We start from the raw sequence: 20,054 nt of genomic DNA on the forward strand, positions 1-20,054 counted from the left end.
CCCTTCATATAGGGATTGATGCGGGAGGGGCAGAGGTGAAAATTGCCGGATTGGTGCTGGCGGGCGGGCAGGGACGGCGCATGGGTGGGGCCGACAAGGCGCTGATGCAGCTGTGCGGGCGGCCTTTGCTGGCGCATGTGCTGGCGCGGCTGGCGCCGCAAGTGGCGGCGTGCGCGCTCAGCGCCAATGGCGACCCGGCGCGCTTCGCCGCGTTCGGCCTGCCCGTGCTGCCCGACTCCGTGCCGGGGCGCGGGCCGCTGGCCGGGGTGCTGGCTGGCTTGCTCTGGGCGCAAGGGCTGGGGGCGGAGGCGCTGCTCACCGTGCCGGTGGACACCCCGTTCATCCCCGCCGATCTCGCCGCGCGGCTCAGCCCAGCCCCCGCCGCCGCCGCATGGGGCGAGGCGCGGCACCATCTGGTGGCGCTCTGGCCGGTGGCGTTCGCGGGCAGCTTGGCAGCGCATCTGGCAGGGCCAGGCGATGACAGCGTGCGCCGCGCCCTGGCGCTGGCGGGGGCGCGCTATGTCGCTTTTCCCGGTGAGACGGACCCCTTCCTCAACCTCAACACACCCGAGGAATTGGCCGCCGCCGCCCGCCTCATGCCGCCTTGCTGATCCGCACCGGCACCGATTTATACCCCGGCGTGCCGCTCTGGTGGTCGATATAGTCGAGCGGCACCAGGCAATTCGCCTCGGGATAATAGGCGCCGATGGACCCGCGCGGGATGTTATAGGCAATCGCGGTGAAGCCCTTGAGCCTGCGTGGCTCGAGGCTGCCGAAGGCGGTCTCCACATCCACCAGGCTACCATGCTTCAGCCCGCGCGCGGCGAGGTCCTCGGCGTTCATGAACACCACGTCCCGCCGTCCGAACACGCCACGGTAGCGGTCGTCATAGTCGTAGATCGTGGTGTTGTACTGGTTATGGCTGCGCAGCGTGGTCAGGGTGAGCACGTCGGGGGCAGGCGCCGTCGCCTCGGGTTGGTACACCCGGAACATCGCCTTGCCCGCCGGGGTGTTCCACACGAACTCATTGGGCGGCATCGGCAATTGGAACCCGCCCGGCTTGCGGATGCGCTCATTGTAACTGGCGAAGGCCGGGAAGACCTTCTCGATGGCGTCGCGGATGCGGTCGTAATCAGCCACATACCAATCCCAGTCGAGCCTGGAAGCGGGCAGGGTGGCCTTGGCGATGCCCGCGATCACGGCCGGCTCGGAGCGCAGATGCGGTGAGGCCGGGGGCAGCTTGCCGCGCGAGGCATGCACCATCGACATCGAGTCCTCCACCGTCACCGCCTGCTCGCCGCTGGCTTGCACGTCGCTCTCGGTGCGGCCGAGCACGGGGAAGATGTAGGAATGCCGCCCGACCAGCAGATGCGAGCGGTTGAGCTTGGTGGTCAGGTGCACGCCCAGCTCCAGCTTGCGCATGGCGGCGGCGCAGGCCTCGGGGTCGGAGAGCGCCACGGCGAGATTGCCGCCGGTGCAGATCAGCGCGCGCGAGCGGCCGTCCAGGATCGCCTGCATCGCCGCCACCGCGTCGTGCCCGTGCCCGGCGGGCGGGGTGAAGCCGAAGGTCTGCTCAATGCCGCGCAGCAACTCCGCACTGGGCTTCTCGGTGATGCCGACGGTGCGGTTGCCCTGCACGTTGGAATGGCCGCGCAGCGGGCAGATGCCCGCGCCGGGCTTGCCGAAATTGCCGCGCATCAGCAGCAGGTTGGTGATTTGCTGGACATTGCCGGTGCCATGACGATGCTGGGTGACGCCCATGCCATAGGTGACGATGGTGGCGTTGGCGCGGGCATAGGCCTCCGCGACGCCGGCCAGCGTCGCGCGGCTGAGGCCCGAGGCCGCCTCGATCGCCTCCCACGAGGTGGCGCGCAGATCCGCCGCCAACGCCTCGAAGCCGATGGTCTGCGCGGCGATGAAGGCGTGGTCGAGCACGCCGCCGCGCTTATCCTCCAGCGCCAGCAGCGCCTTCATGATGCCCTTCAGCGCCATCGCATCGCCGCCGACCTTGAGCTGCAGATAGCTCGAAGCGATCGGCGTGGCGCCGAGCGTGGCCATTTCCACCGGGTTCTGCGGGTCGGCGAAGCGCTCCAGCGCGCGCTCGCGCAGCGGGTTGAGCACGATGATGGGCACGCCCCGGCGCGACACCTCGTGCAGCGTGCCCATCATGCGCGGATGGTTGGTGCCGGGATTGTGGCCGATGGAGATGATCAGGTCGCAATGCTCGAAGCCCTCCAGCGGCACCGTGCCCTTGCCGAAGCCGAGCGACTCCGCCAGCCCGACGCTCGTGGCCTCGTGGCACATGTTCGAGCAATCGGGGAAGTTGTTGGTGCCGTATTCGCGCGCGAAGATCTGCAACAGAAACGCCGCCTCGTTGGAGGCACGGCCGGAGGTGTAGAACTCCGCCATGTCCGGGTCGGGCAGCGCGCGCAATTGCGCGCCGATTTCGGCGAAGGCGGTCTCCCATTCCACCGGCTCGTAATGATCGGTGGCCGGGTTGTAGCGCATCGGGTGGGTCACGCGCCCGGCATCCTCCAGCGCGTGGTCGGTCCAGCTGAGCAGCTCGCTCACGCTGTGTTTGGCGAAGAATTCGGGCGGCACGCGCTTCTTGGTCGCCTCCCAGGTCACGGCCTTGGCGCCGTTTTCGCAGAACTGGAAGGTGGAGCTGTGCTTCTTGTCAGGCCAGGCGCAGCCGGGGCAGTCGAAGCCGTCGGGCTGGTTGGTGCGCAGCAGAATGCGCGACGCATCGACAGTATGCATCTGTTCGGCGATCGCCTTGGCGGTGGCGCGCAACGCCCCCCAGCCGCCTGCCGGTTTGTCATAGGGCCGCACACCGGCGACGTCTTTGTCCTTCTGCATCCCTGCAAGTCTCCACCAAAAACGGCCGCTTTCCAGGCGCGGCACCACATGCGGGCTCGGGGAATCCGGGCTTCGCGATCCTCATGTTGGCATGATGGCGGGCGCAGACAATGCCTGGGGGAAGAGGCCGCCGCGCGTTTTCGGGCTGCGCCGTGGCGGTATTTGCGGTTTAAGGGAATGGCCATGTTTATTTCCCTGCTCATCCTGCTTGCCGCCACGGTCATCGCCGTTCCCCTCACGCGGGCGGCCGGGCTGGGCAGTATTCTCGGCTATCTCGCCGCCGGGGTGGCGATCGGGCCGTCCGGCCTGGGGCTGGTCACCAATGTCACGGAAATTGGCGATGTCTCCGAACTGGGCGTGACCATGCTGCTCTTCCTGATCGGGCTGGAGCTGCGCCCGCACCGGCTATGGATCTTGCGCAAGGCGGTGTTCGGCCTGGGGCTCGGGCAGATGGTGCCGACCACGGCGGTGATCGCGGCGTTGGCGATGGCCGCGGGCGTGCCGGGGCGGGAGGCGGCGGTGCTGGGCATCGGGCTGGCGCTGTCCTCCACCGCCATCGCGCTGCCGCTGCTGGCCGAGCGCAACCTGCTGCCCACCATTCCCGGGCGCGACACTTTCGCTGTGCTGCTGTTTCAGGACATGGCGGCGATCCCCGTGCTGGCGCTGCTGCCGCTGCTGGCGGGCGGCGGGGCGGGCGGTGTCTCGTGGGTGGCGGTGGCGCGCGGGGCGTTGGCGGTGGCGGTGATCCTGGGGGCGGGCACCTATCTGGTGCGCCCGGTGTTCCGGCTAGTCGCCTATGCCCGCTCGCCCGAAGTGTTCACCGCCACGGCGCTGCTGCTGGTGGTGGGCACCGCCGCGCTGGCGGGCTGGGCCGGGCTCTCGGCGTCGCTGGGCGCGTTCATGGCCGGGGTGATGGTCTCCGACTCCGAGTATCGGCACGAGCTGAAGGCCAATATCGAGCCGTTCGAGGGGCTGCTGCTGGGGTTCTTCTTCATCTCCGTCGGCATGTCGGCCGATCTCGCCTTGCTGCTGCGCCAGCCGCTGGAGATCGCGGCGCTGGTGCTGGGGCTGACGGCGCTCAAGGCGCTCATCGCCTTTACCGTGAGCTATCTGCGCCGCGGCCTTGCCTGGGCGGCGCTGCGCTTCGCGCTCGCCTTGCCCGAGGGCAGCGAGTTCAGCTTCGTGCTGTTTGGGGCGGCCTCGGCAGCGAGGGCGCTGGCGGCGGGGCGCGCGGCCGAGGCGACGCTGGTGGTCGCGCTGTCGATGATGGTGGCGCCGGTGCTGTTCGCGGCCTCCGAGCGGTTTTTGGCGCCCAGGCTGGAGCGCGCCAAGATCCGCCCATTCGACCGGCTGGAGGGTGTCGAGGCCAATCCGGTGATCATTTGCGGGTTCGGACGGTTCGGGCAGATCGTGGGGCGCGTGCTGGCGATGCAGAAGATCGGCTTCACCGCGCTCGACAAAAACCAGGAGCAGGTGGACGTGGTCCGCCGCTTCGGCTCCCAGGTGTTTTATGGCGATCCGGCGCGCGAGGAGGTGATGCGCGCCGCCGGGGCTGAGCGCGCGAAGGTGCTGGTGATCGCGCTCGACAACATGCAGGAGGCGCTGCAGGTGGCCGAGATGGTGCGGCGGCGGTTTCCGCATCTGCGCGTGGTGGCGCGGGCGCGCAACCGGCGGCATGTGCATCTGCTGATGGCCGCGGGAGTCGAGTTGCTGGTGCGCGAGACATTTTTCTCGGCGTTGCGCCTTACCGAGCTGGTGATGGAGCAGATCGGCGTGCCCACGGCGCAGGCGCAGCGGGTGATCGAGCTATTCCGCGCGCATGACGAGCGGATTTTGACCGAGAGCTATGCCGTGGCCCATGACGAGCGCGCGATCATCCAGACCGTGCAGGACGCGGGCAAGGAACTCCGTGACCTGTTCGAGGCTGACCAGAGCGAGTGAGCCCCGGCGTTACGCGTTTGCCCAGCTTCAGCCGGCGTATTCGGCGTCGGTGACAGGCGCCAGCCAGGTCGCCACGGAACCATCCAGCCGTTCTTGCACCGCGATGTGGCTCATGCCGGTTTGTGGACCGGCGCCGTGCCAGTGGCGCTCGCCGGGGGCGATCCACACCACGTCGCCAGGGCGGATTTCCTGCACGGGCTGGCCCGCCAGCTGCACACGCCCGCACCCTGCGGTGACGATCAGCGTCTGCCCCAGCGGGTGGGTGTGCCAAGCCGTGCGGGCGCCGGGCTCGAACGTGACCAGCGCCATCGACACCCGGGCCGGATCTGGCGCGGTGTTTAGCGGGTCGACCCGCACATGGCCTGTGAAATATTCAGCCGGGGCGCGGCCCGAGGGTTGTGAACCGGCGCGTTTGATCTCCATGGCGTTTCTCCTTGGGATGGAAGCCGGCAGTTTAGACCCGCCGGACGCTGGCAGGGTACAGGGGGCGCGGTGATGGTCTACCGGAAAGGCGGTCAGACCCCGTGCTCAGCCGGCGCCGTGAACGGCGCGCGCGAGCATCGAGGCGGCGAGCATGAGCATGGTGATGCCGACCAGCAGGTCGAGCACGCGCCATGCGGCGGGCCGGGTGAAGACCGGCTTTAGCAGCCGCGCACCGAAGCCGAGCGCCGAAAACCAGACAAAACTGGCCGCGGCCGCGCCCGCCACGAAAACCGGACGCAGCGGCGGGGGTTGCGCCGCGCCGACCGTGCCGAGCAGCAACACGGTGTCGAGATAGACATGCGGGTTGAGAAAGGTGAAGCCCGCCGTGGCGGCCAAAGCGCGGGCCAAGGTCACGCCGCCGGTCTCCGCCACCGCCATCGCTCCGGGCGCGGCCATCCGGCGCAGTGCAACCACGCCATACCAGCCGAGAAACGCCGCGCCGCCGAGGGCGAGCAGCGCCGTGAGCTGCGGGAGCGCCGCCGCGAGCGCGCCGACGCCGCTAACCCCGGCGATGATCAGCACCGAATCGGCACTGCCGCAGAACAGCACGATCGGCCCGACATGCTCGCGCCGCAGCCCCTGGCGCAGCACGAACAGGTTTTGCGCGCCGATGGCGATGATCAGCACCGCCGAGGTGGCGAAGCCGGTGCTGAAGGCGGGGATGAGGTGGTCCATGCGCGGCATCTAGTCTGGCCGGAGTGATTTAGAAAAGATTGTTCTTCTAATCTTGATTAAGTATTGCTTCATTCATGTTGGATTACGCTGCCCTGGCCGCTATTGGCGCGGTCATCCGTGAGGGGAGTTTCGAGCGTGCCGCCCGCGCGCTGGGCATCACGCCCTCGGCCATTTCACAGCGCGTGCGCGGGCTTGAGGAGCGGCTCGGCGCGGTTCTGGTGATTCGCGGGCAGCCCTGCCTGCCCACCGAGCTTGGCCGCAGGCTGTGCGCGCATCTCGACCGCGTGGCGTTGCTGGAAGCCGATCTGGCGCCCCGGCTTGCCGGCCAGGGCGAGGCCGCGAGCCCGCCGCCCACGCTCAAGGTGGCGGTGAACGCCGACAGCCTGGCGACGTGGTTTCCCCAGGCCGCTGCCGCGTTTGGGCGCGCCACCGGGATGTTGCTGGAGCTGATGCTGGATGATGAAACCCACACCGCCGAGCGGCTGCGCGCGGGCGAGGTGCTGGCGGCGGTGACGGCTGACCCCGAGCCGGTGCAGGGCTGCAAGACGACCATGCTGGGCGGGCTACGCTACGCCGCCTGCGCCAGCCCCGATTTCATGGCCCGCCATTTCGCCGGGGGCGTGACCGCCGAGGCGCTGCGCCAAGCCCCCTGCATGCGGTTTGACCGGCGGGACATGCTGCAAGCGCGCTGGGCGGCGGATGCCTATGGCATCACCCTCGCCGCGCCGACGCATTGGGTGCCCTCGACCCAGGGCTTTCTGGACCTTGCCCTGGCCGGGCTGGCCTGGGGGGTGCAGCCGGTGGCGCTGGTGCGGGCGCATCTTGCCGCGGGCCGGCTCGTCGAATTGCCGCCGGGGCTGCGGGTGGATGTGAAGCTGTATTGGACCGCGGCACGCTTGCACGCTGACGCGCTGCGCCATCTCACCAGCGCGGTATGCGCGGCGGCAGCGCAATTGGCGGATGGGCAGTCGGGTTGAAGCCGCTCTGGCGGGAGGTTGACGGCGATCAACCTGCCCCGGTTCGTCACATGCCATAGTCCCGCCGCAACCGCAGGGAGACGCCGCATGAGCGCAGCTGAGAATGGGCCCGAGGCAATGGGGATGTGCGTGCTGGTGGTCAGCGACAAACCGCGTGAGGCCGGGGCGGTTGGCCGCGCCGTGACCGCGCTGGTGGAGGATCTGCAGGCGCGCGGCGTCGCCTGCACGCTGTCGCTCGATGCCGAGGATGGGCGTGCGGTGATCGTCTCCGAGCCGCATCTGCAGGCGGTGATTCTCGATTGGGACCTGCACAGGGATGACGGCCATCGGCATGCCGCCGCGCTGCTGCGGGAATTGCGCGCGCGCAATGCCGCCGTGCCGGTGTTTCTGCTGGCCGAGCGCAGCGATGCGGCGGCGATTCCGGCCGAGGTGATGGCCGAGGCGGATGAATTCATCTGGCCGTTGCAGGATACGATGGAGTTCATCAGCGAGCGTGTACTGGCCGCGATGCGCCGTTACCGCGCTACGCTGCTGCCGCCGATGTTCAGCGCGCTCGTAAAATTCGCGCGCACGGCGGAATATTCCTGGCACACGCCGGGCCATACTGGCGGCACGGCGTTTTTGCGCTCACCCGCCGGCCGGCTGTTCCATGAATATTTTGGCGAAAACATGCTGCGCTCCGATCTCTCGATCTCGGTGGGCGAAATGGGCTCCCTGCTCGACCATAGCGGGCCGATTGGCGAAGGTGAGCGCTACGCCGCGCGCGTGTTCGGGGCTGACCGCACCTATTACGTGACCAACGGCACCTCGACCTCCAACCGCGTGGTGATGATGGCGAGCGTGGCGCGCGGGCAGACTGTTTTAACCGGCCGCAACTGCCATAAATCGGTGGAGCACGGGCTGACGCTGAGCGGCGCGGCGCCGGTTTATCTGATGCCAAGGCGCAACCATCTCGGGCTGATCGGGCCGATCCCGCCCGCCGCGCTGGCCGAAGCCGCCGCCCGGCCCGGCGAGACGCCGGCATTGGCCGTAATCACCAACTCGACCTATGACGGCCTGTGTTACAACGCGCCACGGGTCGAGGAATTATTGGCGCCGGCGGTGGAGCGCATCCTGTTCGATGAAGCCTGGTTCGCCTATGCGCGCTTTAATCCGCTTTACGCCAACCGCCACGCCATGCGCGGGGAGCCCTCGGAAAATCCCCGCACGGGGCCAACGGTGTTCGCCACGCAATCGACGCATAAGCTGCTCGCGGCGCTTAGCCAGGCGAGCATGATTCATATCCGCGAGGGGCGCGCCAAGGTGGCGCATGAGCGTTTCAACGAGGCATTCATGATGCATGCCTCAACCTCGCCACAATACGCCATCATCGCCTCCAACGATGTGAGCGCGGCGATGATGGATGGGGCAGGGGGGCGGCTGCTGACCGGCGAGGCAATCGCCGAGGCGGTCGCCTTCCGCCAGATGCTGGCGCGGTTGCATAACGATTTCGCCGCTAGGGGCGAGTGGTTTTTCGCGCCCTGGCAGCCGCCCACGGTGCGCGATGGCGCGGTGGAGGTGCCGTTTGCCAGCGCGCCGCCCACGCTGTTGGCGGAGAATCCCGCCTGCTGGCTGCTGGAGCCGGGCGCGGCGTGGCATGGCTTCGCCGGGCTGGAGCCGGGTTATGCGATGCTCGATCCGATCAAGGTGACGGTGGTGACGCCGGGCATGGATGAGTCTGGCGGGCTGGCGATGTGGGGGATTCCGGCGCCGCTGCTCACCGCCTATCTCGATGAGCATGGCATCGTGGCCGAGAAGACCGCGAATTTCTCGGTCCTGTTCCTGTTTTCGATTGGTGTGACCAAGGGCAAATGGGGCTCGCTGGTCAATGCGCTGCTCGATTTCAAGCGCGATTTCGATGCCAACGCCCCGCTGGCGCGCGTGATGCCGGCGCTGGTTGCGGCCAACCCGGGCGCCTATGGGGCGATGGGGCTGCGCGATTTGGCCGGGGCGATGTTCGCCGCCATGCGCGAGGGCAGCATGCCGCATTTGCTGGAGGCGGCTTACACCACGCTGCCGGAGGCGGCATGCAGCCCCGCCGCCGCCTATGACCGCCTGGTGAGGGGCGCGGGCGCGCGTGTGCCGCTGGCGCAGATGGCGGGCGGCGTCGCCGCCACGGCGCTGGTGCCGTATCCGCCTGGAATTCCGTTGGTGATGCCGGGCGAGGCGCTGGGGGCGCCGGATGGGCCGGTGCTGCGCTACCTGACGGCGCTGCGCGATTTCGACCGGCAATTTCCGGGCTTTGGGCATGACACGCATGGCATCGAGGCCGAGGGCAGCGAGTATTACGGGATGCGCTTCTGATCCCCGCTCAGTGAGCGGGGCTAGTTCGTCCAGTCTGGCGCATATGCCGCAAAACGCGTAACAGCCCCGCCCAATACAAGTTACAGAGGCTTCACATGCAACGACATCTTCTGCGCGGCACGGCTCTCGCCGGGCTTTTGGCGGCCATCGCCGCCGCTCCGGCCGCGCATGCCACCCAGGGCTATTTCCAACCGGGCTATGACGCGGTCCAAAAATCCCTGGCCAGCGCCGGGGCGGCCAACCCCGAAACCGCGATGACCATCGCCAACAACCCGGCGGGCCTCACGGCGCTGGGTGGGAGCGCCGAAATCGGGCTGTCGCTGTTCATGCCGTTCCGCGACTATACGGCGACGGGCGGCCCCGGCTTCGTGGCGCCGGGGACCGTGAATAGCGGCTGGAAGGCCTTCCTGCTGCCCAACGCCGCCTTCAGCCAGAGGATCGACGACGATTCGGCCTGGGGCATCGCGCTTTATGGCAATGGCGGCATGAATACGCTGTATCCGGGCGATACTGCCAACCCCGCCTGCGCTCCGGGTGTTTTTTGCGGCGGCAAGGCGGGGGTGAATCTCGGGCAGGTCTTCATCTCGCCCGCCTATGCGCGGCGTTTCGGCAGCGTCTCGCTCGGCATCGCGCCGATCCTGGCGATCCAGTATTTCAGCGCCGAGGGCCTTGCGGCGTTCTCGCCGATCTCCTCGGCTCCCAACGACCTCACCAACCGGAGCATGTCCTATTCCTATGGCGGCGGGTTCCGCCTGGGCGCGCTGTGGAACGCCACGTCAAGCCTGCGGCTCGCCGTCGATGGCGCGACGCCGGTCTGGATGACCAAGTTCCAAGGCTATAAGGGCTTGTTCGCCGATGGCGGCAGCTTCAACGTTCCCGCCAGCCTCTCCGCCGGTGCGGCGTGGGACGCGCTACCAAGCCTGACGCTGATGGCCGATTACCGGCACATCTTCTACTCCGACATCGCCGCCGTCGGCACGCCGAGCGTGTTCACCGGCATCCCGTTCGGCGCCGCCGCGGCGCCCGGCTTTGGCTGGCATGATGTGGATGTGGTGGCGCTCGGTGCCGAGTGGCGCGTGAACCCCGCGCTCACCCTGCGCGCGGGCTATGCCCATAACACCAACCCGATCTCCGCCAAGGATGTGACCCTGAACATCCTGGCGCCGGGCGTGGTGACGGATGAGATCAGCGGCGGCGGCACCTATAAGTTTGGCGATCACAGCGCGGTGGATGCGGCGCTGCTGTATGTGCCGCAGCATGGCGTGACCGGGCCGGAGGTGACGCCGGGCGGCGCCATTCCGCAGCACAACATCACGCTGTCGATGCATCAGTGGGATATGACGCTGGAATACCGCTATATGTTTTGATGCACATGGCTGATCACAGGCCCGTGGCGCTGTAATCGTTGCGCGGGTTCCACAGCATCCAGCCATCCGTGCCGAAATCAGCCGCCGCCCTGGTCTGCTCCGCGATTTCCGCGGCGCCGAAGGGGCGGTGGTCGAAGGCGTAATCGGTGAAGGCCTGCAGCCAGGGGCGGAAGCGTTGCGGCGGAATGTTCAGCCGCAACTGCGCCTGCCGCAGCGAGCGATAGACAATGTCATAGGCATGGGCGACAGGGTTGGGATCGCCAGGGATGCCGTATTGGAAGCCGGACGGATACAACATCGGCGAGATGTAGTCGGTGTTGGCGGCGATGGCCTCAAGCGATTGGCCGATGCCGGTATCGTTGCGGTTCCAGCAGACATAGCCGAAAATGTCGGCGGCGATATAAACGTTGTAGGGCAGTAATTGCCGCCGCGCCTCGGCCAGAAACGCGGCGATGGCGCTAACGCGTGATGCGGAGGAGACGGGCTGCGCGAATTGCAGGGCCTGGGAGGCATCGGGGAAGCGCAGATAGTCGAACTGAATTTCGTCGAAGCCCGCCTGCGCGGCCTCGATGGCGATGGCGACGTTGTAAGCGCGCACCTCCGGCTGGAACGGGTCGGTCCAGGCCATGTTTTCACGGTCTCGGAACAATTCGCCGGCGGCGTTGTGCACGGCGAGGTCGGGCCGGAGGCTGGCGAGGGCGTTGTCTTTGAAGGTGACGATGCGGGCGATCGCGTAGACGCCTTGGGCATGCAGCATCCGCACGAAGGCGGCAAGGTCGGGGATGGTGGTGATGCGCCGCGCCCCGTCCTGCTGCGCGAGCGTTGCGCTGCTGGGGTAGGGGATCAGCCCGCTATCGCCCTTGATATCAACGACCAGCGCATTGACCGCGCCGCGCCGCGCCAGGGCCAGCGCGTTGCCTAGCAGCGTATGCGAACCGGCGCCGTAGACGCTGAGATAAAGCGCGTGCGGGGTAAATGGCGCGAGTGGCAGCTTGCCATCAGCGGGCAGGGCGGCGAGGCTGAAACTTCCAGCCCGGTAGCCGGGGGCGCGCGCGAACAGCGTGCCGCTCATCCCTTGCGGGCCGACCTCCCCTTGCATATCGGCGGGCAGGATCTTCCCGGCCGCGGCCACGGTGGCGCCGGGGATGGGCTGGCTGGTCGCGGCGTCCACCACCTGCAAGGGCGCGGCTTTGGCGAGGCGGGGGAGACTAAGCCCGGCCAGCCCGCCCAGCAGGCCAGAGATGTGTCGGCGCTTCATGGCGACACCAGCCGCGTGAATTGCGCGAGCGTGACCCAGCCGGAAACAGGGATGCGCGGGATCGCCAAGGGGTCGTCGCCCGGTTGCGCCTGCCCGCCCGCAAAGGCGAACGCGGCTGTATACCCCGCGCGCCGCGCCGCGTCCTCCAGCATGGGGTCGTGGATACCATAAGGCCAGGCCAGCATGGTCACCGAAATGCCAAGCCGCTGCTCAAGCACGGTCTTCGACTTCACAAGTTGCATATCGACAAAGGCGCGGTAATCGGCCGGGCTGCGCGCGGCTTTCTCCTTGCGGAAATCCGGGTGCCAATAGGTGTGCGCCTGCACATCAACCAGCCCGGAATTTACCATCTCGGCCAGTTGCGGCCAGGTGAGCGCATAAGACGCGCGGGAGATGGCCGAGGGGTAGACGAACAGCGTGACATGGATATGGCGCTGGCGCAGGATTGGATAAAGCTGGGTGAAAACGGATTCATGGCCGTCATCCACCGTGATCGCCACGGCGGGGGATGGAATATCGCGCCACTGCGCCAGCTGCGCGAGAGGGATGATCTGGTAATGATGCGCCGCCAGCCAGTCGAGCTGCTGCGTGAAGCTGGCCGTGGTCACCGTCGTTAGCCCCGATTGGCTGGGGTCGAACCGGTGATAAACCAGGATGGGCACCGGGGGCGCCGCGATGGCGGCACCGGCGAGGAGGCAGAACAAGCCCGCCGCGACGGCGCGAAGCCCAAAAATAGACGGCATGACCAAGGCAACCTGACAGCGGACGGTTCGAGCAATAACCCCGCCAGCCTAGAGGACGCGCCGTTGCGATGGCAAGCGCCCGCGGCTTGACGCCGATCAATGCCAAACCGCCGCCAAAGGGGTTTTAATTAGCCAGACAAGGGCTGAGGAAGCATGTCCGAGCCAAATCGAACATTGAGCGTGCAGTTGCCGCCATTCTCACGCGAGGGGGTGTTGGGGCTACCGGCGGGCGCGCCGCGCGGCATGGTGCTGTTCGCGCATGGCAGCGGCAGCAGCCATCGCAGCCCGCGCAACATGTTTGTCGCGGAGGCGCTGCGCGAGGCTGGTTTCGCCTATCTGCTGTTCGATCTGCTGACCGAGGCGGAGGCCGAAGACCGCGCCAATGTGTTCGACATTCCGTTGCTCGCGGCGCGGCTCAACGGCGCGGCGGACTGGCTGCCCGGCAACATGCCGGGCTGGCCACTGCCTCTGGGCTATTTCGGCGCCAGTACCGGGGCGGCGGCGGCGCTGGTGGGGGCGGCGGCGCGGCCCGATGTGCGCGCCGTCGTCAGCCGCGGCGGACGGCCCGATCTGGCGGGCGATGCGCTGGGCGTGGTGCGCGCGGCGAGCCTGTTGATCGTCGGCGGTGACGACACCGAGGTGGTGGCGCTCAACCGTGCGGCGGCCCGGCAAATGCGCTGCGAGCACCGCTTGGCCGTGGTGCCGGGAGCGACGCATTTATTCGAGGAGCCGGGCACCCTGGAACAGGTGGTGGAGCTGGCGCGGGCATGGTTCCTGGAGCATCTCACACCGGCGGGGGCATCAGATGATCTTCGCCAACCGGGTTGATGCCGGACGGAAACTCGCAAAGCGCCTGCTGGAGTTGCAGCTGAAGCAGCCTGTCGTGCTGGCGTTGCCGCGCGGCGGCGTGCCGGTGGCGTTTGAGGTGGCGCGGGCGCTAGCGGCGCCGCTGGGCCTCGTGCTGGTGCGCAAGATTGGCGTGCCGTTGCAGGAGGAATATGCGCTGGGCGCCATCGCGGATGGGGACACGCCGGAATTGGTGATCGACGAGGAGATCCGCCAGCGCCTGGGCATTAGCGAGAATTATGTCATGCAGGCCAAGGCCGAGGCGTTGCGCGAAATCGACCGGCGGCGGCATGTGTATCTTGGTAACCGCGCGCCGGTGGAGATTGCCGGGCGCACCGCCATTATCGTCGATGACGGTATCGCCACCGGCGCCACCATGCGCGCGGCGCTGCGCGCGGTACGCCGGCAAAAACCCGCGCGGCTGGTGATGGCGGTTCCGGTCGCTCCACCCGACACGCTGCGGCGCCTGGCGGCGGAGGTGGATGACAGCGTGTGCCTGTATGAGCCGGTGTATTTCGCCGCTGTCGGGCAGTTTTACCAGGACTTCACGCAGACCAATGACGACGAGGTGATTAGGCTGTTGGCGGAGGCCGATAAAATCTAGACGCGCCCCGCGCCGGCACTTTGCGGTGGAAGGGGGGTTCGCCGCCGGGGGTCATTTTCGAGAATTTTTTAAATACCGTAAATGCCGTTGACGCGCTCGCGGGTGCCTCATAAACTCCAGCTATATAAAAACGTGTAATTTAGCAGGAGAAACCGGGAAGAAACGCAGCAAGACATAAAATGCGTCACTGCGATCATTTTTGCGTTAGGTGCGTTTTCCCGAGGAGGAAAGCTGGGTTTATGGCCCGGCTCGTCGGTAATTCAACAAAAACAGTAAGGAGACGTCCAAGCCATGTCCAAGGATATCATCAAGACTCCGGCCACCCGCCGCCGCCTGTTGCAGGGCGGCGCCGCCGCCACCGCGGCCACCATGCTGGCGGCCCCGCATGTGCGCGCGGCTTCGGCCAACACCATCAAGATCGGCTTCGTGAGCCCGGCCTCCGGCCCGCTCGCGGCGTTTGGTGAGTCGGACCAGTTCACCATCGGGCAGGTGAAGAAGGCACTGGCCGGCGGGCTGAAAATCGGCGGCACGACCTATGCCGTGGACATCATCTATAAAGACAGCCAGTCTTCCTCCAACCATGCCTCCGATGCCGCCTCCGAACTGATCCTGAACGAGCAGGTGGACTTGTTGCTGGGCGCTTCGACGCCCGCCACCACCATTCCGGTGGCCGATCAGGCCGAACTGAACGGCGTTCCCTGCATCACCACCGACACGCCCTGGCAGCCCTGGTTCTTTGGCCGCAAGGGCAATCCGACCAAGGGCTTTCAGTGGACCTATCATTTCTTTTGGGGTCTCGAAGACATCATCGGCAGCTACACCAACATGTGGCAGCAGATCAGCACCAACAAAATGGTCGGCGCGCTGTGGCCGAATGATCCCGATGGCAATGCCTGGGCCGATGCGCAGCATGGCTTCCCGCCGGTGCTGGCCAAGGAAGGTTTCGGGCTGACCGATCTGGGTCGTTTCCCGCTCCCGGCCAGCGATTTTGCGTCCTTCATCTCAGCCTTCAAGAAGAACGATGTGGAGATCGTCACCGGCGTGCTGCCACCGCCAGATTTCGGCAATTTCTGGAACCAGGCCGGCCAGCAGGGCTTCAAGCCGAAAATCGTCACCGCCGCCAAGGCCACCGAGTTCCCCGCCGCGATCCAGGCTTTTGGCGAGCGTGCCAATGGGCTGTCGGTCGAGGTGTGGTGGTCGCCGGTCTATCCGTTCAGCTCCAGCCTCACCGGCCAGAGCAGCGCGGCGCTGGCCCAGGCCTTTACTCAGGCCACCGGCAAGCAATGGTCGATGCCGCTCGGCTTCCGCCACTCCCTGTTTGAGGTCGCGGTTGATGTTCTCAAGCGCGCGGCGAGCACGGACCCGAACGATATCCGCGCGGCGATCGCGAGCACCAATTTGCCGACGGTCGCTGGCACGATCAACTTCAACAAGGGGCCGGTGCCAAACATCTCGAAGACGCCGCTGACCTCCGGTCAGTGGCGCAAGGCGGGTAACGGGTTTGACCTGGTGCTGGTGGACAATTCGCAGGCGCCGATGGTTCCGGTGCACGACAAGCTGCTTCCCATCGCCTGAACCGCAAGGTTGGACATGACGGAAATTCTCGCCCTGCAGGGTGTCTCTAAATCATACGGGTCCCTGCTGGTGACCGATAACCTCACCCTTGCCCTTAACCAGGGCGAGGCGCTGGGGATCATCGGCCCCAACGGTGCGGGCAAGACCACCATGTTCAACCTCATCTCCGGGAATGTGCAGCCCGACCAGGGGTTTGTGCATTTCCTCGGGCGTGAGATTTCGCGCCTCGCGCCGGCCGCGCGCTGCAAGGCCGGCATCGGGCGCACCTATCAGATCCCGCATCCCTTTGGCGGCATGACGGTGTTTGAAAACCTGCTGGTCGGCGCCATGTTCGGCGCCGGGCTGCCTGAGAGTGCGGGGGCGAAGCTGGCGATGGGGGTGCTGGAGACCACCGGCCTCGCCGCCAAGGCCAACAAGCTGGCGGGCGGGCTGACACTGCTCGACCGCAAACGCCTGGAGCTGGCCAAGGCGCTGGCCACCAGCCCCAAGCTGCTGCTGCTCGACGAGATCGGCGGGGGGCTCACCGAGCATGAGGTGCATGACCTCATCGGCATCATCAAATCCATCCGCGCGAGCGGTGTGGCCATCATCTGGATCGAGCATGTCGTGCATGCCTTGCTCGCGGTGGTGGACCGTCTCGCCGTCATCAATTTTGGCCGCCTGCTGGCCGAGGGCGAACCCGCCGCGGTGATGGCCAACCCTGAAGTCCAGGCGGTGTATCTGGGCGTGGAGGCCGCATGAGCCTGCTGCAAACCGACCAGCTGCTCGCCTATTACGGCGATTTCCAGGCCCTCTATGGCATTTCGCTGCGCCTGGAGGAGGGCGAGACCGTCGCCCTGATCGGCGCCAATGGCGCGGGCAAATCCACCTTTCTCAAGGCCATCACCGGGCTGGTGAAGCATGGCGGCGGCGCCGTGCGCTTCGCCGGCGAGGATGTCTCCCGCACCCCGGCGCACAAGATCCTGGCCAAGGGCGTGGCCCTGGTGCCGGAGGGGCGGCGGCTATTCCCCAGCCTGTCGGTGGAGGAGAACCTGCTGATGGGCGGCTACGCCAAGCGCCCCGGCCCGTGGACGCTGCCGCGCATTTACGCGCTGTTCCCGGCGCTGCAGGCGCATGCCAAGCGCCCGGCCACGGCACTCTCAGGCGGGCAGCAGCAGATGGTGGCGATCGGGCGGGCGCTGATGTCCAACCCGCGCCTGTTGCTATGCGATGAGCTCTCGCTCGGCCTCGCGCCCATCATTATCCGCGACATTTACGCCGCCTTCCCCACGATCAAGGGCGAGGGCACCTCGGTCCTGGTGGTTGAGCAGGACACCAGCCAGGCGCTCAAGGTCGCCGACCGCGTCTATTGCTTCCAGGAAGGCCGCATCTCGCTCGAAGGCCGGCCCGCGGACCTCACCCGCGAGCAGATCACGCAAGCCTATTTCGGAGTTTGAGCTGATGTCGGACTGGATCAACACCATCGTGCAGGGCGTGCTGACAGGCGGCCTCTACGCGCTGCTCGCGGCGGGGCTCTCGCTCTCCTTCGGCGTGATGCGCATCATCAATATCGCGCATGGGGATTTCGCGGTGCTGGCGGCGTTTATCGCCATCGCGCTGGCGCAATGGCTTGGGCTCAACCCGGCCGAGGCGCTGCTGCTGACGCTGCCGCTGATGGCGGCGGTGGGGTATGTGCTGCAGCGCTATATCCTCAACCGCGCGCTCGGGGCCGATGTGATGCGCCCGCTTCTGGTCACGTTCGGCTTCTCCATCATCATCCAGAATCTGCTGCTTGAGGGCTTCTCCGCCACGCCGCGCAGCCTGTACGCGGGCAATTTTGGCACCTCCAGCGTCACACTCAATGCGCAGATCGCGATCGGCTATCTGCCGCTGACGATGATGATCGTGGCCGTGGCGATTCTGGCTGGGATGCAGATGCTGTTTTCGCGCACCATGCTGGGCCGCGCCTTCCGCGCCGCCTCCGACGACCCGGAAGTGGTGCGCCTGATGGGCGTGGATAACCGGCATGTCTATGCGCTGGCGATGGCGCTGGCCATGGTGATGGTTGGCGTGGCCGGCGTGTTTTTGGTGCTGCAGAGCAACACCTCGCCCACGGACGGGCCGCAAAACCTGCTCTACGCCTTCGAGTCGGTGATCATCGGCGGGCTCGGCTCGCTCTGGGGTACGCTGGCGGGCGGGGTGATCCTGGGCGTCGCCCAGGCCATCGGCGCCAAGTTCGACCCCGGCTGGGGCACGCTGGCGGGGCATCTGTGCTTCCTCGCGGTGCTTGCCTTCCGCCCCAACGGGCTTTTCCCCAAGACCAAGGACCGCTGAGGCCGCTATGCATTCCTCTCCCAAGCTTCAACTGGCACTGCAGCTTCTTGGCCTGGCCGTGTGCGCTGGCGCGGCCATCGCCGCCGCTGCCATGCCCTGGTGGTCCGCGCGCTATACCGAGCAATGGACCATCGAGTTCCTCTACACCCTGGCCTTGGCTCAGGGCTGGAATCTGCTGGCGGGGTATGGCGGGCTGCTCTCGGTCGGCCAGCAGGCATTCATTGGCGTGGGCGGCTATCTGATCGTGGCGATCGCGGTGATGGGCGGGCTCAACCCGTTCGTGGTGGTGCCGATCGCGGGTGTCGCGTGCACGGTGCTGGCAATCCCGATGGCGGCGCTGCTGTTTCGCCTGCGCGGCCCCAACTTCGCGGTTGGCACCTGGGTGGTGGCCGAGGTGCTGCGGCTCGTGATCTCCAATATCGACGCCGTTGGCGGCGGCTCCGGCACCTCGATCACCGACGCGCTGATCGGCATTCCCGTCTGGTGGCGCATGTCCACCACGCTGTGGATCGCGCTGGCCCTGGGGGCGGGCGGCACGCTCATCGTCTACGCGCTGCTGCGCTCGCGCCTGGGCTTGGCGCTCACCGCCGTGCGCGATTCCGAGGCGGCCGCCGCCTCGCTCGGCGTATCGGTGACGCGCGTGAAATGGATCGTCTATCTCGCCGCCGCCTGCTGGGCGGGGATGACCGGCGCGCTGATCTTCATCACCAAGCTGCGCGTCGCGCCTGACGCCGCTTTCTCCATCGACTGGATGAGCACCACCTTCTTCGTGGTCGTGATCGGCGGCATCGGCACCATAGAGGGGCCGATCATCGGCACGCTGGTGTTCTTCGTCCTGCGTGGCCTGCTTGCCGATTACGGCTCCTGGTATCTGGTCGCGCTCGGGGTGATCGCCATCGTCTTCGTGCTGTTCATTCCCAAGGGGGTTGCCGGATTGCTGCAAGACCTCACAGGGGCCAGCATGTTCCCCGTGCAGAGACGCGCGCCAAGATAACCTGGCGCGCCTTACCGCCGCGCCAGGTTATGGTGGGCCGCCACGTAACGCACGGTGCCGGATTTGCTGCGCGTCAGTAGCGAGTGTGTCACCGCGCGGCCGCCGGAGAACCGCACGCCCCCCAGCATTTGCCCCGACGTGATGCCGGTGGCGGCGAATAGCACGTCGCCTTTCGCCATATCGGACACATTGTAGATGCGGCCTGGATCGGTGATGCCCATGCTTCGCCCACGGTCGATCTGCGCCTGATTCTCGAAGACCAGCTTCCCTTGCATCTGCCCGCCGAAGCAGCGCAGGGCCGCCGCCGCCAGCACGCCTTCCGGCGCGCCGCCAGAGCCGAGATAAAGATCGATGCCGCTATCCGGCTGCGCCACGGCGATCACCCCGGCGACATCGCCTTCGCCGATCAGCGTGATGCGCGCGCCAGCATCGCGGCATGCGCCAATGATGTCCTGGTGGCGCTCACGCTCCAGCACGCAGACCATCAATTCATCCACGCCACAGGCCTTCGCTGCAGCAAGGCTCAGCAGATTCTCGCGCACACTGCGGTCAAGCCCGACAATGCCCTCCGGCAGGCCGGGGCCGACGGCGATTTTCTCCATGTACACATCCGGCGCGTGCAGAAAGCAGCCGCGCCCCGCCAGCGCCACCACCGCCAGCGCGTTCGGCGCGCCCTTGGCGGCGATGGATGTGCCTTCCAGCGGGTCCACGGCAATATCCATCGCCGGTCCGCCACATCCCACTTTTTCGCCGATAAACAGCATCGGTGCTTCATCCATTTCACCTTCGCCGATCACCACGGTGCCATCGATGGCGACGGTGTCAAAGGCCTTGCGCATCGCCTCCACGGCCGCGCCATCGGCGGCATCCTTCTCGCCGCGGCCGATCCAATGCGCGGCGGCAAGCGCGGCGGCCTCGGTCACGCGGACCAGCTCAAGCGCCAAGTTACGGTCAGGCGCGGGCAAACGGGTCGCGGTCATGCGAGGCTCCTTAAATATTGTAAAACCGGATTGATCGAGGGTTCGGCCTGCCCATTGCCCTGCACAGCGGATTGCAACGCGGTTGCGAGTTCTTTC

18 protein-coding genes are annotated in these 20,054 nt (G+C 66.9%); 12 read left to right on the plus strand and 6 right to left on the minus strand.

Annotated elements, in window-relative coordinates; all coding sequences use genetic code 11:
- The first annotated feature begins 35 nt into the window (after positions 1-35).
- Positions 36-611: a molybdenum cofactor guanylyltransferase MobA gene (gene mobA, locus LI953_RS08185; RefSeq protein ID WP_227075556.1), complete on the plus strand. Its 576-nt coding sequence runs from the start codon at positions 36-38 to the stop codon at positions 609-611.
- On the opposite strand, the gene LI953_RS08190 is transcribed toward mobA, so the two are convergent.
- Positions 595-2,859 carry an FdhF/YdeP family oxidoreductase gene (locus LI953_RS08190; RefSeq protein ID WP_227075557.1) on the minus strand — a complete coding sequence of 755 codons (2,265 nt, stop codon included), beginning with the start codon at positions 2,857-2,859 and terminating at the stop codon, positions 595-597. The genes mobA and LI953_RS08190 overlap by 17 nt on opposite strands.
- 183 nt (positions 2,860-3,042) lie before the next feature.
- On the opposite strand from LI953_RS08190, the gene LI953_RS08195 reads away from it, so the two are divergent.
- On the plus strand, positions 3,043-4,800 hold the full coding sequence (locus tag LI953_RS08195) for a monovalent cation:proton antiporter-2 (CPA2) family protein (RefSeq protein ID WP_227075558.1): 1,758 nt from the start codon (positions 3,043-3,045) through the stop codon (positions 4,798-4,800).
- A gap of 27 nt (positions 4,801-4,827) precedes the next feature.
- On the opposite strand, the gene LI953_RS08200 is transcribed toward LI953_RS08195, so the two are convergent.
- Together LI953_RS08200 and LI953_RS08205 are read right to left on the minus strand one after the other, a co-directional pair.
- Positions 4,828-5,223: a cupin domain-containing protein gene (locus tag LI953_RS08200; RefSeq protein ID WP_227075559.1), complete on the minus strand. Its 396-nt coding sequence runs from the start codon at positions 5,221-5,223 to the stop codon at positions 4,828-4,830.
- 105 nt (positions 5,224-5,328) lie between these two features.
- The gene (locus tag LI953_RS08205; RefSeq protein ID WP_227075560.1) at positions 5,329-5,958 is read right to left on the minus strand and encodes a LysE/ArgO family amino acid transporter; all 630 of its coding nucleotides are present in this window, start codon (positions 5,956-5,958) and stop codon (positions 5,329-5,331) included.
- A 74-nt stretch (positions 5,959-6,032) separates the two neighbouring features.
- Here LI953_RS08205 and LI953_RS08210 point away from each other — a divergent pair, with 74 nt between their 5' ends.
- The 3 genes from LI953_RS08210 to LI953_RS08220 all read left to right on the plus strand — a co-directional run bounded on the left by LI953_RS08210 (position 6,033) and on the right by LI953_RS08220 (position 10,645).
- Positions 6,033-6,935 carry a LysR family transcriptional regulator ArgP gene (locus LI953_RS08210; protein WP_227075561.1) on the plus strand — a complete coding sequence of 301 codons (903 nt, stop codon included), beginning with the start codon at positions 6,033-6,035 and terminating at the stop codon, positions 6,933-6,935.
- 87 nt (positions 6,936-7,022) lie between these two features.
- On the plus strand, positions 7,023-9,278 hold the full coding sequence (locus LI953_RS08215; RefSeq protein WP_227075562.1) for an Orn/Lys/Arg decarboxylase N-terminal domain-containing protein: 2,256 nt from the start codon (positions 7,023-7,025) through the stop codon (positions 9,276-9,278).
- Positions 9,279-9,373: 95 nt separating this feature from the next.
- Complete coding sequence (locus LI953_RS08220) at positions 9,374-10,645, plus strand: OmpP1/FadL family transporter (RefSeq protein WP_227075563.1); 1,272 nt, start codon at positions 9,374-9,376, stop codon at positions 10,643-10,645.
- 13 nt (positions 10,646-10,658) lie between these two features.
- Here the strand turns inward: LI953_RS08220 and LI953_RS08225 are convergent, their stop codons facing one another.
- A complete protein-coding gene (locus tag LI953_RS08225) occupies positions 10,659-11,903 on the minus strand; it encodes a putative glycoside hydrolase (RefSeq protein ID WP_227075564.1) in 1,245 nt (414 codons plus the stop codon).
- Positions 11,900-12,646 carry a polysaccharide deacetylase family protein gene (locus LI953_RS08230; RefSeq protein WP_227075565.1) on the minus strand — a complete coding sequence of 249 codons (747 nt, stop codon included), beginning with the start codon at positions 12,644-12,646 and terminating at the stop codon, positions 11,900-11,902. Before LI953_RS08230 ends, LI953_RS08225 begins: the two co-directional genes overlap by 4 nt.
- A 153-nt stretch (positions 12,647-12,799) precedes the next feature.
- Here LI953_RS08230 and LI953_RS08235 point away from each other — a divergent pair, with 153 nt between their 5' ends.
- From LI953_RS08235 to LI953_RS08265, 7 genes are all read left to right on the plus strand, one after another.
- Positions 12,800-13,474 (plus strand): dienelactone hydrolase family protein, encoded by a 675-nt coding sequence (locus LI953_RS08235; RefSeq protein WP_227075566.1) that lies wholly within the window; start codon positions 12,800-12,802, stop codon positions 13,472-13,474.
- Positions 13,452-14,096, plus strand: a complete 645-nt coding sequence (locus LI953_RS08240; protein WP_227075567.1) for a phosphoribosyltransferase — start codon at positions 13,452-13,454, stop codon at positions 14,094-14,096. Before LI953_RS08235 ends, LI953_RS08240 begins: the two co-directional genes overlap by 23 nt.
- Before the next feature lie 291 nt (positions 14,097-14,387).
- Positions 14,388-15,671, plus strand: a complete 1,284-nt coding sequence (locus LI953_RS08245) for an ABC transporter substrate-binding protein (protein ID WP_227075568.1) — start codon at positions 14,388-14,390, stop codon at positions 15,669-15,671.
- Positions 15,672-15,686: 15 nt separating this feature from the next.
- Entirely contained in the window at positions 15,687-16,412 is a 726-nt protein-coding gene (locus LI953_RS08250) for an ABC transporter ATP-binding protein (protein ID WP_227075569.1), read from the plus strand.
- Entirely contained in the window at positions 16,409-17,107 is a 699-nt protein-coding gene (locus LI953_RS08255; RefSeq protein WP_227075570.1) for an ABC transporter ATP-binding protein, read from the plus strand. Before LI953_RS08250 ends, LI953_RS08255 begins: the two co-directional genes overlap by 4 nt.
- A gap of 4 nt (positions 17,108-17,111) precedes the next feature.
- A complete protein-coding gene (locus tag LI953_RS08260; protein WP_227075571.1) occupies positions 17,112-17,984 on the plus strand; it encodes a branched-chain amino acid ABC transporter permease in 873 nt (290 codons plus the stop codon).
- A gap of 7 nt (positions 17,985-17,991) precedes the next feature.
- The gene (locus tag LI953_RS08265; RefSeq protein ID WP_227075572.1) at positions 17,992-18,978 is read left to right on the plus strand and encodes a branched-chain amino acid ABC transporter permease; all 987 of its coding nucleotides are present in this window, start codon (positions 17,992-17,994) and stop codon (positions 18,976-18,978) included.
- Positions 18,979-18,989: 11 nt separating this feature from the next.
- Here LI953_RS08265 and glpX read toward each other — a convergent pair whose 3' ends face one another.
- On the minus strand, positions 18,990-19,958 hold the full coding sequence (glpX, locus tag LI953_RS08270) for a class II fructose-bisphosphatase (RefSeq protein ID WP_227075573.1): 969 nt from the start codon (positions 19,956-19,958) through the stop codon (positions 18,990-18,992).
- Between the last annotated feature and the right edge of the window lie 96 nt (positions 19,959-20,054).

The organism is Acidocella sp. KAb 2-4 (assembly GCF_020567705.1).
Classification (GTDB): domain Bacteria; phylum Pseudomonadota; class Alphaproteobacteria; order Acetobacterales; family Acetobacteraceae; genus Acidocella.